The 13,975-nt window shown below is 67.1% G+C and carries 14 protein-coding genes; 5 read left to right on the top strand and 9 right to left on the bottom strand.

The annotated features are described in order from the left end of the window. Positions 1-140 precede the first annotated feature (140 nt). Together ACTAQI_RS03530 and ACTAQI_RS03525 are read right to left on the bottom strand one after the other, a co-directional pair. Positions 141-1,547: a class I SAM-dependent RNA methyltransferase gene (locus tag ACTAQI_RS03530; protein WP_457949605.1), complete on the bottom strand. Its 1,407-nt coding sequence runs from the start codon at positions 1,545-1,547 to the stop codon at positions 141-143. Beyond that, complete coding sequence (locus ACTAQI_RS03525) at positions 1,544-3,520, bottom strand: APC family permease (RefSeq protein ID WP_457949604.1); 1,977 nt, start codon at positions 3,518-3,520, stop codon at positions 1,544-1,546. Before ACTAQI_RS03525 ends, ACTAQI_RS03530 begins: the two co-directional genes overlap by 4 nt. A gap of 118 nt (positions 3,521-3,638) precedes the next feature. Here ACTAQI_RS03525 and ACTAQI_RS03520 point away from each other — a divergent pair, with 118 nt between their 5' ends. Together ACTAQI_RS03520 and ACTAQI_RS03515 are read left to right on the top strand one after the other, a co-directional pair. Next, positions 3,639-4,313, top strand: coding sequence for a potassium channel family protein (locus tag ACTAQI_RS03520; protein WP_457949602.1), 675 nt, complete (start codon positions 3,639-3,641; stop codon positions 4,311-4,313). Beyond that, entirely contained in the window at positions 4,310-5,065 is a 756-nt protein-coding gene (locus ACTAQI_RS03515) for a potassium channel family protein (protein ID WP_457949601.1), read from the top strand. The genes ACTAQI_RS03520 and ACTAQI_RS03515 overlap by 4 nt, the downstream gene beginning before the upstream one ends. 38 nt (positions 5,066-5,103) lie before the next feature. Here ACTAQI_RS03515 and ACTAQI_RS03510 read toward each other — a convergent pair whose 3' ends face one another. From ACTAQI_RS03510 to dut, 4 genes are all read right to left on the bottom strand, one after another. Next, positions 5,104-5,883, bottom strand: a complete 780-nt coding sequence (locus tag ACTAQI_RS03510; RefSeq protein WP_457949600.1) for a DUF3159 domain-containing protein — start codon at positions 5,881-5,883, stop codon at positions 5,104-5,106. After that, positions 5,880-6,131 carry a hypothetical protein gene (locus ACTAQI_RS03505; protein WP_457949599.1) on the bottom strand — a complete coding sequence of 84 codons (252 nt, stop codon included), beginning with the start codon at positions 6,129-6,131 and terminating at the stop codon, positions 5,880-5,882. Before ACTAQI_RS03505 ends, ACTAQI_RS03510 begins: the two co-directional genes overlap by 4 nt. 100 nt (positions 6,132-6,231) lie before the next feature. Beyond that, complete coding sequence (locus tag ACTAQI_RS03500; RefSeq protein WP_457949597.1) at positions 6,232-6,945, bottom strand: DUF3710 domain-containing protein; 714 nt, start codon at positions 6,943-6,945, stop codon at positions 6,232-6,234. 108 nt (positions 6,946-7,053) lie between these two features. Next, positions 7,054-7,572 carry a dUTP diphosphatase gene (gene dut / locus ACTAQI_RS03495; RefSeq protein ID WP_457949595.1) on the bottom strand — a complete coding sequence of 173 codons (519 nt, stop codon included), beginning with the start codon at positions 7,570-7,572 and terminating at the stop codon, positions 7,054-7,056. A gap of 116 nt (positions 7,573-7,688) precedes the next feature. On the opposite strand from dut, the gene ACTAQI_RS03490 reads away from it, so the two are divergent. The 3 genes from ACTAQI_RS03490 (at position 7,689) to ACTAQI_RS03480 (ending at position 10,342) form a co-directional block, all read left to right on the top strand. Further along, positions 7,689-8,177: a DUF3093 domain-containing protein gene (locus ACTAQI_RS03490; RefSeq protein WP_457949594.1), complete on the top strand. Its 489-nt coding sequence runs from the start codon at positions 7,689-7,691 to the stop codon at positions 8,175-8,177. Positions 8,178-8,304: 127 nt separating this feature from the next. Next, complete coding sequence (gene sepH, locus ACTAQI_RS03485) at positions 8,305-9,627, top strand: septation protein SepH (RefSeq protein WP_457949592.1); 1,323 nt, start codon at positions 8,305-8,307, stop codon at positions 9,625-9,627. Between the two features lie 106 nt (positions 9,628-9,733). Then, entirely contained in the window at positions 9,734-10,342 is a 609-nt protein-coding gene (locus tag ACTAQI_RS03480; protein WP_457949591.1) for a dihydrofolate reductase family protein, read from the top strand. A 23-nt stretch (positions 10,343-10,365) separates the two neighbouring features. On the opposite strand, the gene ACTAQI_RS03475 is transcribed toward ACTAQI_RS03480, so the two are convergent. From ACTAQI_RS03475 to ACTAQI_RS03465, 3 genes are all read right to left on the bottom strand, one after another. Next, positions 10,366-11,880: a DUF222 domain-containing protein gene (locus ACTAQI_RS03475; RefSeq protein WP_457949589.1), complete on the bottom strand. Its 1,515-nt coding sequence runs from the start codon at positions 11,878-11,880 to the stop codon at positions 10,366-10,368. A gap of 122 nt (positions 11,881-12,002) precedes the next feature. Beyond that, positions 12,003-12,752 (bottom strand): thymidine kinase, encoded by a 750-nt coding sequence (locus ACTAQI_RS03470; protein ID WP_457949587.1) that lies wholly within the window; start codon positions 12,750-12,752, stop codon positions 12,003-12,005. Next, positions 12,745-13,974, bottom strand: coding sequence for an alkaline phosphatase family protein (locus ACTAQI_RS03465; RefSeq protein WP_457949585.1), 1,230 nt, complete (start codon positions 13,972-13,974; stop codon positions 12,745-12,747). The genes ACTAQI_RS03470 and ACTAQI_RS03465 overlap by 8 nt, the downstream gene beginning before the upstream one ends. Between the last annotated feature and the right edge of the window lies 1 nt (position 13,975).

Here is a 13,975-nt window from a genome sequence, read left to right as displayed (position 1 = left end):
CATCTTTGTCGCGCGGTTGACCGCCTGCTAGTTAGGACGCCCTAAGTAGTTACAGGGCCCGAAAATTGCACACGGCCGGCCGAGAATTCGGGCGCGACGTGGGACTACTACGGCCATCGTAGTCCAAAACCGCGGCCGCATCATGGAGCCGGAGTCAGCAGTGCCACAGTCTCCATGTGGTGGGTGTGGGGGTACAGGTCGAAGGCCCGCAGCCCCGCGAGCTCCCACCCGGAGCGTCGGAAGTAACCGAGGTCACGGGCGAACGACGCCGGATCGCAGGACACGTAGGCAATGGCCCGGGGCTGCGACGCGACGAGTTGGCCAACAACGGCTTTCCCGGCTCCCGCGCGTGGCGGGTCAAGGACCAGTGCGTCGAAATTCCGCGGTTTCTGGCGGAGGACCCGTTCCACGCGCCCCTGGACCACCTCCACCTGCGGTGCGGAGTGCAGGTTCTTCCGGGCATCGCGGCTGGCCCCGGGAGCCCCCTCGACCGAGAGCACGGACCCCGCCTCGCCCACTGCGTCGGCCAGTACGGCAGTGAACAGCCCGGCGCCGGCGTAGAGATCGGCAACCACTGCGCCGGTGTTGAGGAAGTCCCCCTGCTGCAGGAATTCTGTGACAGCCCCCACAAGGGTTCCGGGCGCGTCGCGGTGGATCTGCCAGAACCCCTCGCCGGTAACCCGGTAGTCGTGTCCGGCCGCGGATTCCTGCACCCAGGTGCGCCCCCGGAGCTGGGTTACCGTGCCCGTCATCGGATCAAAGGATGCCGCCGACGCGTCCACCGGAAGTTCCCCGGCGATGGCCTTCAGCCGCTTGTCCTTGGTGCCGGGCGCGGGGGCCAGGAGCACCAGCGGGCGGGAACCGTTGGACGGCGCGGCCACCTCAACCCGTTCGACGCCCTGGAGGTCCAGGTCCCATAAGCGCAGGGAGTTGATGGCTTCGCTTGCCAGGGGCATCTCCCGCACCGCAACGATGTGGTTGGAACGGTGGGCGTGCATCCCGAGCCTGCCGCCGGGGGTGACCGAAAAGCTGGCCCGCGTGCGCCACCCGAGTCCGCTGCCGCCGTCGGACTTCTCCCCCACTGCTTCCACGGCGCCGGTCCAGGCGGACGGCAGCTGGTCAAGGCCGGCAAGCCGGGTGAGCTGTTCGGCAATGACGTCCGCCTTCAGGCGGCGCTGCCTGGCCAGCGAGATGTGCCCGAACTCGGCACCACCCACCGGCGGGTGGCCGTGGCTCCAGGCCCGCGGGGAGTCGGCCGCGCGCCAGAAGTGCTCCACCCGGTCGGGGGACGCTTCCAGCACCTCAATAACATCTGCCCGCCAGAATTTGGCGCCATCCGCGGCGTCGGTCAGGCGGACGCGGACCTTCTCCCCCGGGATGGCGTGCCGGACAAAGACCACCCGGCCCTCATGGCGCGCCACGCAGTGCCCGCCGTGGGCCACCGGCCCGACGTCGAGCACGGCTTCTTCACCGGTGTGGCCAGCCGGTTCCCCTGCAGGCAAGGGAGTATCTGATGACTGCGTTGCGGCGGAAGTTCTTGCGGTCACTGGACGTCCTGGAGGTTCTTTGCTTCTTCGGATGATTTGAGCTGCCACGGAACGCTGGCCACCATGACTCCCGGTTCGAAGTGCAGCCGGGTCTTGATGCGCAGGGCAGTCTGGTTATGCACCAACTGCTCCCACCATTTGCCCACCACGTATTCCGGGATGTAGACCACGATGAGGTCCCGCGGGGAGTCCAGGCGCATCTGCTTGACGTAGTCCATGATGGGCGTGACCGTCTCCCGGTACGGGCTGGCGAGAACGGTCAGCGGGACCGGGATTTCGAGCTTTTCCCAGTCCGCGATGGTGTGCGCCGTCTCGTCCGGGTCGATGTCCACCGTGATGGCGTCCAGCCGGGAGGGCCGGGACGCGCGGGCGTAGGCCAGGGCGCGCAGGACGGGCTTGCGGACATGTGACACCAGCAGGACAGCGTGGACCCTGGTGGGCAGGGCACGTGGTGAGGAGTCCTCGTCCACCGCGAGTTCCTTGGCCACGTTGTCGTAGTGGGCCCGGATGCTCCACATGATCAGGAAGAGGATGAACATGGCCAGCAGGGCGATCCAGGCGCCCTGCTGGAACTTGGTGATCAGGACGATGACCAGCACCAGTCCCGTCATGCCGAAGCCGATGCTGTTGATGGTCCGTGACTTGATCATCCGGCGCCGGACGGCCTTGTCCTTGGCGAGTTTCAGCTCGCGCCCCCAGTGCCGGATCATGCCAAGCTGGCTGAGGGTGAAGGAGATGAAGACGCCCACGATATAGAGCTGGATGAGCTTGGTGACGTCCGCATCAAACGAAATGATCAGCACCAGGGCGCCGGCCGCGAGGGCCAGCACGCCGTTGCTGAACGCGAGCCTGTCGCCGCGGGTCCGGAGCTGGCGGGGCAGGTAGCCGTCCTGGGCGAGGATGGAACCCAGCACCGGGAAGCCGTTGAAGGCGGTATTGGACGCGAACACCAGGATGACGCCGGTGGCGGCCACCACGATGTAGAAGGGGATGCTGCCCGGACCGAAGATGGTCTGGGCAATCTGGCTGATGGCGGGGTTCTGGACGTAACCCTCCGGCAGCGGCTTCCCGTTGAGCAGGAATTCCTTGGCCGGATCCAGCACGATGTGGACCTTGGTGGCGTTGGCCAGGTAGATGATGCCGGCCAGCATGGCTGCGCCGATCACGCCCAGGAGCAGCAGGGTGGTGGCTGCGTTCTTGCTCTTGGGGTGCCGGAAATTCGGGACGCCGTTGCTGATGGCTTCGACGCCGGTGAGCGCCGCGGCGCCCGAGGAGAAGGCCCGCAGCAGCAGGAAGGCACCGGCAAGGCCCACCAGACCCTGGTCGAAGCCCTCCGCAGGGACGATCGTGAAGGCCGCCGACGGCGCCTGCCCCAGCTGCCCCGTGGCGGCCTGGAACATGCCCACCGCCGTCATCCCGAGGATGGAAGCCATGAAGATGTAGGTGGGGACGGCGAAGACGCTGCCCGCTTCCTTGATGCCGCGCAGGTTCACCAGCGCAAGAATGACGACGCCGATGGTGGCTATGACGGCCTGCTCGCCGTGCAGCGAGGGTACAGCCGTGGTGAGGTACGCGGCCGCCGAGGACATGGACACCGCCACGGTCAGGACGTAGTCCACCAGGAGGGCAGATGCCACCGTCAGGCCGGCATACTTGCCAAGGTTCTCGTTGGCGATCTCGTAGTCACCGCCGCCTGACGGGTACGCGTGCACGTTCTGCCGGTAGGAGGCCACCACGGTCAGCAGCACCACCATCACAGCCAGGCCAACCCAGGGCGAGATCGCTACTGCGCCGACACCTGCCAGTGCCAGGGTGAGCAGGATCTCGTCCGGTGCGTAGGCCACGGACGACAGGGCGTCGGACGCGAAGATCGGCAGTGCGATCTTTTTGGGGAGCAGGGTATGGGCCAGGCGGTCGTTCCGGAAGGGCCGGCCCACCAGCACGCGTTTGACGGCGTTCAGTATTGTCAACACCCCACAAAGCTAGTCTGATTCGCGGGCGATGTCATGACGGGTCCCGGCCAGACCTACCAAGGGCCATGCCGGTAGAGTTCTAGCTGCACGATCCTGACTTAAATACAGAGGAGATACGGTGGCGCATTTCGTGATCATGGGATGTGGCCGGGTGGGGGCAACGCTGGCGCACACGCTGGAGGATGCCGGGCATTCCGTGGCCATCATCGACCAGGACGACCGCGCGTTCCGCCGGCTCCGCCAGGGCTTTACGGGCCGGAAAGTCACCGGTGTGGGCTTTGACCGGGACACCCTCAAGCAGGCTGGAGTCGGCGAGGCCTATGCCTTCGCTGCCGTCTCCAGCGGTGACAACTCGAACATCCTGGCCACCCGGGTTGCCCGCGAAACCTTCCACGTCCCGCATGTTGTCGCCAGGATCTATGACCCGGGACGTGCCGAGATCTACCAGCGCCTGGGCATTCCCACGGTGGCCGCCGTCCGCTGGAGCGCCGACCAGGTGCTGCGCCGCATCCTTCCCGAACAACACCTCGCGGGCGATTTCCGTGAGCCCTCGGGACGGCTGGTCCTGGCTGAACTGGACCTCGACGCCGCCTGGATCGGACACCGGATCAGCAGCATCGAAAAGGCGGCCGATGTCCGCGTCGCCTACGTCACCCGTTTTGGCGAAGGCCTGCTGCCTGATGCAGGAACGGCGTACCAGGACGGCGACACCGTGCACGCCATGCTGCAGGTGGACCGCAGCGCCCAGATCGCCCAGATCCTCGCCAAAGCCCCCGCCAAGGAGTACCAGTGAAAGTCGTTATCGTCGGCGCCGGCAGCGTCGGATCGTCCATCGCCAGGGAACTGCTGGCGCACAAGCACGAGATCCTCCTGATCGACCTCAAACCCGAGGTGATCGGGCGCAGCGGCCTGCGGGGCGCCCATTGGCTTGTCGGCGACGCCTGCGAGCTCTCCACGCTGCAGGGCGCCAAGGTGGAGGACGCCGACGTCGTGGTCTCCGCAACGGGCGACGACAAGGTCAACCTGGTGGTGTCCCTGCTGGCGAAGACCGAATTCGGCGTAGGCCGCACCGTGGGCCGGGTGAACAATCCAAAGAACGACTGGATGTTCAATGACTCCTGGGGCGTGGACGTTGCCGTCAACACCCCGCAGCTGATGACCGCCCTCGTGGAGGAAGCGGTGGAGATCGGCGACCTTGTCCGCCTGCTGACGCTGCAGACCGGCGTGGCGTCGCTGGTGGAGTTCACCGTGCCCCACGATTCCCACGTGATCGGCATGACGGTGGGCGACATCCACTGGCCGGAGGACGCCACCCTGGTGGCCATCCTGCGGGACCAGGCACCGATTACGCCCAGCCGGGACGACGTCATCGACGGCGGCGACGAACTCTTCTTCGTCACCACCATCGCCGCCGAGGACAAGTTGCGTGAGCTTCTCTCCTCGGCTCCCGGGAGCATCGAGGTCGACGCCTCGCCGCAACCCGCTGACCAGCCTGCCGCCAACGGATACGGACCGGTCCCGGACGACGACGGCTTCGACGGCTAGGTTCGCCGGGCGCCGGGGCAGTCAGGCGGCTTGAGGTGTCAGGCGGCCTGGCCGTCGCCGGCCTGGTCTTCCACGTCCGCCGGAGCCGGCCGCGTTACCAGCCAGGCCACCCAGACCCCGAGGATGTACAGGGGCGCGCCCATGATGAGGCGGGTGGTGGCCAGTGCGGCAAGGCCGTCCGTGCCCATCAGGTACAGCGGCACCTGCACGATGAGCCGGAGCGCCAGGACGGCAACGATGATCCAGGTGCCCAGGCGGTATGCCTTGACCCGTGCCGGTTCCTTGCGCCACTCCACGCCCTCGTTGCGGATGAACCCGAAGAGGAGGCCCGCCACGGGCCACTTGACAGCGATTGAGAGGACCATCGCCAGGATGTACGCGGCGTTGGTGAAGAAGCCGGGAAGGTAGAAGTCCTCCGCCTTGCCGGTGGTGTTGGCCAGCCAGGCGGAAATGCCGACGCCGGCCACGCCCGCCAGCGCCTGGGTCAGGGGGCGCCGCTGCACCAGGCGGAGAACGGTGAACACCGCTGCCGACGCCAGGGCGGCCACCAGGGACAGCGTCAGCTCACGGGTGATGGTGAAGGCCACCAGGAACACCAGGCCGGGAACGATGCTCTCGGCGATGCCCTGCACTCCCCCCGCGCTCCGCAGGACGTCCACCCGTCCGTCGTGGGTGCGGTGCAGCCCGGCCTTGGCAGCATACTCAGCGGCGAGCCCGGCAACAGGGGATGAACCCGCAGCCTGCGGCTTGCCCTGCGGCTGCATGCTCCTGCCGGTGTCCTCGGGGCCGGCGGGCTGTTCGGGCTGGGGCGCGGTCATTCGTTCTCCTGACGGGACAGTATCTCGTAGCGGGGATTGAATATGGTGGGCATGTCCTTGCCGCGGGCCAGCATCCCCTCGACCCGGATTTCCGCACCGGCTTCGATGCCCGGCACGCGGCGGCGGCCCAGCCAGACGACGCGGAGCCGCGGTGGCCTGGTCCGTCCCGGGCCGGCGGGACGTGCGGCGTCGTCCTCCGAAACGATGGCGCTGAATTCAGCAGTGCGGTCGGCAGGAACGAATGTCACGGATTCGATGTGCCCCTGGCACATAACGCGGCCCCGGTCCGGCAGTTGCCCCAGGGGCGTGATTCCACCGGTTCCCTGCCCAGTCCCGTTGTCCGGGGACTCAGCCGATCTGGGTAATTTCGGGGCCACGTTCGGGCTCCTCCAGGGTGGGCGAAGCGGGCGGAGGAGTGGCTGAAGCGTCCTTGGGCAGCCTCAGCTGCAGGAGGTCGCGCGGCGGCATGGGGCTGTCCCCGCGGACCACGACAACCTGGCGGAAGAGGGCCTCGAGCGGTTCGGCGGCCGGGCGTTCCAGCGCCGCGGGTCCGCCCAGGACACCGCGCAGGAACCAGCGCGGACCGTCAACGCCGATGAAGCGGGCCACACGGTAACCCTGGCTGCCGTCCGGAAGCCCGGCGGGCAGCTTGGCCACCAGTTCGGTGCCGAAGGCGCCTTCCACTTCTTCAACCTGGCCGCCCTGCGCGCCGACTGACTGGCCGATCTGTTCGCGGATTTCGTCCCACAGGGTCTCTGTCTTGGGGGCAGCGAAGGCCTGCAGCTGGAGGCTGGAGCCGTCCAGGTCCAGGGTGACTGCCACCACGCGCTGGGTTGCCTCTTCGACTTCGAGGCGGAGCTGGAGGCCCTCGCTCGGCGTGATCAGCAGGGCGCCGAGGTCTACGAAGCCGTCAGTGCTGTTGATCTCGGCCTCGTCGAAGGGTCCGTCCTGGCGACGGGCGGCGGTGCCCGGTTCGCCTTCTCCGGCCTCCGCAATCGTCAGCTCATCGGCCGGCTGCGCCGGTTCTTCGTTCTTTGCTTTCCTGCCGAGCCCAAAGACCATGGGTGACTCCTTATTCCTTAAAACGTGCCAGTTCTGAATGGTGCCGTCGGGAACCGTGGAGGTCCCGTCGTCGTGCGTGCTGGCGTGGCAGCGGGTGCATCCCTGGGGTCAGGCTCCGGGAACGTTGAAACCGCCGGTGGAGCCGAAGCCGCCCGTGCCGCGCACGGACCCGCTCAATTCGTTGACAGGAATGAACTGGGCGTACTCCACCCGCTGGATGACCATTTGGGCAATTCTATCGCCGCGCCGCAGCTCTATTGGCTGGGATGAGTCGGTGTTCAGCAGGGTTACCGAGATCTCGCCCCGGTAGCCCGCGTCCACGGTACCGGGAGCGTTGACGATCGTAAGGCCGTGCTTGGTGGCCAGGCCCGACCGGGGGTGGATCAGCGCCACGAAGCCGTCGGGAAGTGCGATGGCGACGCCAGTGGGGACCAGTTTGCGCTCCCCCGGCAACAGAACCACGTCCTCGCGGGCACGGAGGTCTGCGCCGGCGTCGCCCGGATGTGCGTAGGACGGCGCTTCCAGCTCCGGGTCCAGCATTTTCAACTGGACCTGCAGGGTGGGGGCAGCGGGGGCGGGCGATGCTGCGTCCGGGACAAGGTCTACCGTGGCGGGATGATCAGTCACAGTCACTCACTCTAACCCGCGCCCGCGAATCAGTCCTAAGAAGCCCGCGGCCGAGAGGGCCGCCAGGAGGCTTGCCCCAAGGTGAAATAGCGGGGCAAAGGTGGAAAGCTTGGGCTATGCCCGAATCAAGTTCGCCCGCGTCCGTTCCCAGCACACCCTCCGCCGGGGCATCTGTCATCTACAGGGAGAAGCTGTGGCCCAACGCCTGGATCTGGGTTATTGCAGCCGGTGTTTCCGCGGCGGGGATCCTGGTATTCGCCCCCATCAGCATGGCGGCAGGCTACACGGCGGCACTGGTCCTCCTGGCCATTATCACTGTCCTCCTGGTCCTTTCCACGCCCGCCATCACGGTGACGGCGGACGCCCTCACCGTTGGAAGGGCCACCATCGAACGCCGCTTTGTGGGCGGTGTACAACAGTTCACATCCGGCGAAGCGACCGCGGAGCGCGGCACCCGGCTGAACGGGCTGGCCTACCTGTGCATCCGCGGCTGGATCGATCCCGTGGTGAAGATCGAAATTACTGACCCTGCCGACCGCACCCCGTACTGGCTGGCCTCAACCCGCCATCCTGACCAGCTGACGGCGGCCCTCGCCCGGCGCTGACACTGCCGCCGCCCCCTCCGGGCCCGGATCCAGCGGAAAATCACGGCGCGCCCTGCTTCTTGAGCCAAATCGGCGCTCCCGGGTGGCAGAGTTTCGATTGATAGTAATGCCAGGGTGGAGGATTTGTATGCAGGATCTACGGCTTGTAGGCGTGCACGACGACGGGACGCATCTCCTGTTGAGCGGGGCCGGCGGCGAGATGTTCCAGCTGCCGATCGATGAGGCCCTCAGGACGGCCAGCCGGGCCACGGCCAAACCGCGGACGGAGCGGCCTGCCGTGCCCATGTCTCCCCGGGACATCCAGGCCCGGATCCGTGCGGGCGCCACCGCTGCGGACGTCGCGGAATTGTCCGGGATGCCGCTGGCCAAGGTGGAGCGTTACGAAGGCCCGGTCCTGGCGGAGCGCGAGTACGTTGCGCAGCAGGCGCGGAAGGTTGAAGTCGCGGCGCCCTCCCCCGGCCACGACGTCTACCGGTCTGCGTTCGGCGACAACCCGGCAACGCTGGACGACATGGTGGCCCACCGTCTTTCCGCACACGGCATCGACCCCGCCACGGTGGAATGGGACTCGTGGCGGCGCCAGGACGGCACGTGGACTGTTTCAGCAAGTTTTGAGGCCAAGCCCGGCGGTACCTCCGGAATCGGGGAGGAACCGCCCGCATTGTGGACCTTCAGCCCCGGACGCAAGTCACTGCAGAACACCAACCGCTGGGCTCAGCAGCTGAGCGAACTCGAACCGTTGGACGGTCCGGTTCCCGCCCGCCGCCTCACTGCGGTTTCCGACCGTCCCTTCGATTTTGAGGCTGACGCGGATAACTCCAAGGCATCCCCCGGGGGCCAGGGTGCTGCCCCGGATTCCGGGAAGGAATCCGACGGTCTCCTGGACATGCTGCGGTCACGGCGCGGCCAGCGGCTGGGTGTCGATGAAGATTCGGACGACGCCCTTGCATTGCTCCTGGCACACGGCGTCCCGGCTGCCCATCCGCGCCCTTCCGAGGTGCTCGCCGAACCTGAAGCAGAGGAACCCGCACCGCTGGACGAGCAGCCGGAAGCACCGGCAGCCCACCAGGGGGATTCCTTCATCCGGCGCAGGGACGCAAGGCCGTCCATGCTGTCAAGGCTGAGCCTGCTTCCGCCGCACCGGGACGGCCACGATGACGCCCTGCGGCTTCACGACGGCGTCAGCACCGATACCAGGGAAATCACCATTGCGGCGTCCCCGCAGAAACCGTCCGGTTCCACGCCGGCCGCGGGGTCCGGCAACTCCGGCGGGGCCGGGCTGGATGAGCTGCTGGGCAGCAATCCCCGCCGGCCGGCCCCCAAGGAAAACGACGCTTCCCCTTCTACCGGACAGCTGCCGGAGACCGAGGCACCGGAACGTCCCGCACGGCCCAAGCGTTCCAGCGTTCCCTCCTGGGACGAGATCGTCTTCGGCACGCGGAGTGACTAAGCACTCTCCTCCTGCCCCTTCCCAGGGGCTCGTTCTTGCCTCCGCTGCATGCTAGTATCCCCGCACTCGATTGGTCAGAAGCTGCAACCACCCCGGGAGGTTCTCAGTGCCGGACACCACCTGCCACATGTCGATGTCACTGGACGGCTTCGTCGCCGGGCCTGACCAGAGCCGTGAGAACCCCTTGGGCAAGCGGGGACTCGAACTGCATGGCTGGCACATCGGTGATCCACGCGCCAACGATGCCGACAAGGTCGCGACCGGCTGGCTCATGCGCCCGCGCGGTGCCTATGTTATGGGCCGCAACATGTTTGGTCCCATCCGCGGTGACTGGGATGGGGAATGGAGCGGGTGGTGGGGGCCCGAGCCGCCTTACCACGCGCCGGTATTCGTCCTGACGCACCACAAGCGTGATCCGATCCAGATGGACGGCGGGACAACCTTTCACTTCGTGACGGACGGCTTCGACGCTGCCTACGCCGCAGCCTGTGAGGCCGCCGGGGACAAAGGGGTGGACATCGCAGGCGGAGCATCGACCGTCCGGCAGGCATTGATTGCCGGCGTGATTGACGAACTCACCTTGGACATCGCACCGGTCCTGCTCGGTTCAGGCGAACGGATTTTTGACGGAATGGAAACCTTCGGCTTCGAACCCGCCGAGGTCCTCCATTCGCCACTGGCCACCCACATCCGCTACCGCCGCCTCCCCCAATAGAACCACCTGCCCGCTCACAAGCATCACGAGGCGAGATGCTGACAAAGTGCCTGTTCGAGAAGGCTTCGGTTACTGGACAGGCTCCGTTCTTTCGTGCGGGTGGGTTCGCCGGGCAGGCTTCGTTCGCCGGGGAGGAATTCCGAGGGCCATTGGGTAGGTTCCCAGTCCTGGTGTTCGCTTTTGTAGTGCCGGCCTGTGGGTGAGGTCCAGCCGGGTGGCTCGTTCTTCGTCGCGGGTGTGGGTTTCCAGCCGGTGCTGTGGCGGAGTTTGTGGTGTTTCGGGCAGGGCTGTCCCAGGTTACTGATGCCGGTGGTGCCGCCCTTGGCCCAGGCGAGGATGTGATCGGCATCGTTGTCCAGGGAGTTATTGCTGCAGCCCGGGAACGGGCACTTCCCGTCCCGCATCCTCAGCCAGGCCCGCATCGCGCCGGTCACCCGGTAGCTGGTCCTGCCGATCTCCAGCGGCGCCCCGTCCCGCGGATCCACCAGCACCCGGTAAAACGACCCCGCCCCGCCGGCAACCAGTTCCCGGGCCGTTGACCGCGGGATGGGACCGTACCCGTCCAGCATCGCCGGTTCGTCGGTCAGGCCCATCAGGAAGTGCACGGGAACCGTGACCAGCACCTGCGCCCGGATCGGTGATTGCGCGCGGTCCCGGACGGCACCCGCACCCTCGGTGAAGCTGCCGCTCAAGCTGCCACTGCCCCGGGTGTCGGTTCCGTGTGTTGTGCCGTTGGTGAGGATCGCGTCGGCGAAGGTGTCGGCCCGGAGTTGAGGCATGCTGCGGCGCTCATCAGGTCCCTGCATGCCACGGGAGATCGCGGTGAGCCGGTTCCACCCCGCCAGTGCCTGCTCCGCGGGAAGGGACGCGGACAGCCAGGCCATCCCGTCCTGGTCCGGCCGGAACTCCACCCGCCGGTCAGCAACCCCTTTGGCGTGGCGCTTCTCGATCGACTCGGCCTGGTGGCGTTCCCGCCAGGTGCGGGCCTTGGCCTTGAACCGGTGCGCCGGCAACTCACCCACCGGGCACCTCCGCGCCGCGTCAGGTGCGTCCGGGTCAAGGAAATGGGTTTCCAACGCCGCCGCCCCCGCAGGATCGAGGCTCGCCGTTTCATCGGCCATGGCCACCGCATGGCTCCAGGAGATCACCCCGGCCTGCAAAGCCTCCAGGGTCCGCGGCAACGTTGTGCTTACGGCGTGGGAGGTGGCCAGGAACGAGCCCGCGGCCCGCGGACCAAGAGCCAGCACGCAGCCGATCTCCGCCGCGACCGCCATCTCCTGGGCCTGCACCGGAACATCGGGCCCCGCAACAGCAGCGGCGCTCTCGGCATACCCAACGGCAGCTTTCGCCTTCAAACCCGCAAGCCGGGCCTCCACCTCCCGGGACCCGGCCAGAATATCCAGGCAACCATCCGCCAAACCAGCCAACGGATCAGCCATCGAAAACGGCTCCAACCCGGCCCCATCCACCTCCGCATTCAGCACAGCAAGGGCAGCACGAATATCCGCAAACGCCTTGGCTACCGCTGCTTTCCCCATAAACCCATCATGACAAGGGGGTACGACATTTGAGCTGGCCGTGCCACCAACTTCCTGCGCTTCGGCTGCGAAGAGGGCGCTTCTTTATCCCGTTTAGAAATGCCGGCCGGCGCGCTGGAGCGTCACCCTTTGCCGCCCGGGCCGCGCTCCCTCAGGCCCTCGCCCGGTCCGCCGGAGCCGTGCCAGAGGCAGGCATCCACGTCGAACGGAAGCAACTGGTCCTGCTGTGCCATCAACGAGGCGCCGTGCGCCGTGACCCGCCGCATGAAGTGGCGCCGGCACAGTGTTTCGTATCCCACCACGGGTACGTGGCCAGCCTCCGGCGCGGCGGCTTCAACCACCATGTCCACGTCGCCTACCACCACCTGGGCACCCTCGGTGACCATGACGCCGTCGACCGTCCTGGCATTGTGCGTGGCCCGGCGGCCGCACCAGCACAGTGCCTCCACCTGGAGCACCTGCACCCGGTCCGCGAGCTCAATAAGGCGTTGTGAACCCGGGAACAGCCGCGTCCGGAAGTCAGCGGTGATGCCGAACGCAAAGACGTCGACGTCGATCTCGTCCACCACCTTGGCCAACTGTTCCACCTGCTCCGGCGTGTAGAACTGGGCCTCGTCGCAGATCAGGTAGTCAACGCGCTGGCCCTGGGTGCGGCGGAACATGACTTCCTCCCAGAAGTCGGTGCTGTCCTGCACCTCTACGGCGTCCGTCTCAAGGCCCAGGCGGCTTGAAATGCGCGACTCCCCGGCGCGGTCGTTGCGGCTGAAGCGCACCCCGCCGCGGCCGCGGGCCCGGTGGTTGTAGTCCATCTGCAGGGCCAGGGTGGATTTTCCGCAGTCCATGGTGCCGGAGAAGAAGATGAGCTCAGCCACGCCTGCGGCTCCTTCCCTCGGCCGTGAAGCAGAGCAGCGGGACCTCCCGCTCGGCCTTGGTCAGCGACCCGTGCTGGCCCACCACTTCCATGGCAGTTGGCCGCATGCGCCGGCCATCGTAAAGCGCGACGGCGTCACGGGCCGCGATCATCACGTCACCGATCCTGCCCTCAACAGCGGGCCTGACGTCACCAAAGAGTCCGCCGGCAACGGCTTCCTCACGGGTGAAAGCCCAGATCCGGTCACCGAAACGCGCCTTCCAGGCGGCAAGCAGCCGCTCCAGGCCATCTGCACCCGCCGCCAGCCGGGCAGCTTCCAGGTAGAGGTGCACCATCCGCGGTTCACCGGCTGTGTGGCGGACGCCGTCCACCAGTTCCGGGTCGGTGGAGAAATCGATCCGGTGCTGTTCGGCCACGTCCAGCATCCCGTGGTCTGCCGTGAGCAGGATCGTGGTGCCGGCGGGAAGAGTGGAGTTGAGCCGCTTGACCGTGGCATCGAGCTCTTCCAGCTGGTGTTCCCACTGCTCGGAACGGCAGCCATAGCGGTGTCCGGCCTTGTCCAGATCGTTGACGTAGAAGTACATGAGGGACGGGCCGGAGGCTGCCATGGCGTCGGCAGCAGCGGCCGTCCGGGCATGGGCCGTTGTCCCCGGAATGAACCTGCCGCCCCGCAGTGCCGCCCGGGTCATGGGAGAACCGTCGAACTGGGAGAGGCTGACGGTGCTGACGTCCACCTGGTGGGCGATCCGCTCAAACACTGTGGGGAAAGGCTGCCAGGCGGACGGGTCCACGCCCGGATCCCAGTTCCCCAGCAGGTTGACCACCTTGTCCTGGCCAGGGTCCAGGACGTCGTAGCCCACCATGCCGTGCTGGCCGGCAGGAAGCCCGGTCCCGAGGCTGGACAGTGCCGCTGCAGTGGTGGAGGGGAAGGCGGAATCGAGCCAGACGGGGACGTCACCCTGCCCGGCCTGCAGCACCGAGCGAAGGAAGGGCGTGTGCGCGGATTTTTGCTTGAGGAGGTTCCGGCCCAGTCCGTCCGCGAGGACCACACAGACCCTTGAGGCGGCAGGAAGTCCCAAGGTATTGGTGAAGCCCTCCATGCCAAGGCTCGCCGCTGCGCTGGTCAGGACTTCAGCGATGGAGCGGTGCCCGTAGGCGGGGGCGGCAGGAAGGTCGGGAATGCGTCCGGAGGCAAGTACGGAGTGGTGGGGGTCTTCCGGCATC

The organism is Pseudarthrobacter sp. alpha12b, assembly GCF_054130495.1.
The sequence above is the reverse complement of the archived record's forward strand: the minus strand, read 5'-3'. Positions and strand labels throughout refer to the sequence as shown.

Coding starts and splice junctions, on each gene's coding strand:
- sepH (WP_457949592.1), top strand. CDS start 8,305: ATGCAGGATCTACGGCTTGTAGGCGTGCACGACGACGGGACGCATCTC.
- ACTAQI_RS03510 (WP_457949600.1), bottom strand. CDS start 5,883: ATGACCGCGCCCCAGCCCGAACAGCCCGCCGGCCCCGAGGACACCGGC.
- ACTAQI_RS03500 (WP_457949597.1), bottom strand. CDS start 6,945: ATGGTCTTTGGGCTCGGCAGGAAAGCAAAGAACGAAGAACCGGCGCAG.
- ACTAQI_RS03490 (WP_457949594.1), top strand. CDS start 7,689: ATGCCCGAATCAAGTTCGCCCGCGTCCGTTCCCAGCACACCCTCCGCC.
- ACTAQI_RS03465 (WP_457949585.1), bottom strand. CDS start 13,974: ATGCCGGAAGACCCCCACCACTCCGTACTTGCCTCCGGACGCATTCCC.
- ACTAQI_RS03475 (WP_457949589.1), bottom strand. CDS start 11,880: ATGGGGAAAGCAGCGGTAGCCAAGGCGTTTGCGGATATTCGTGCTGCC.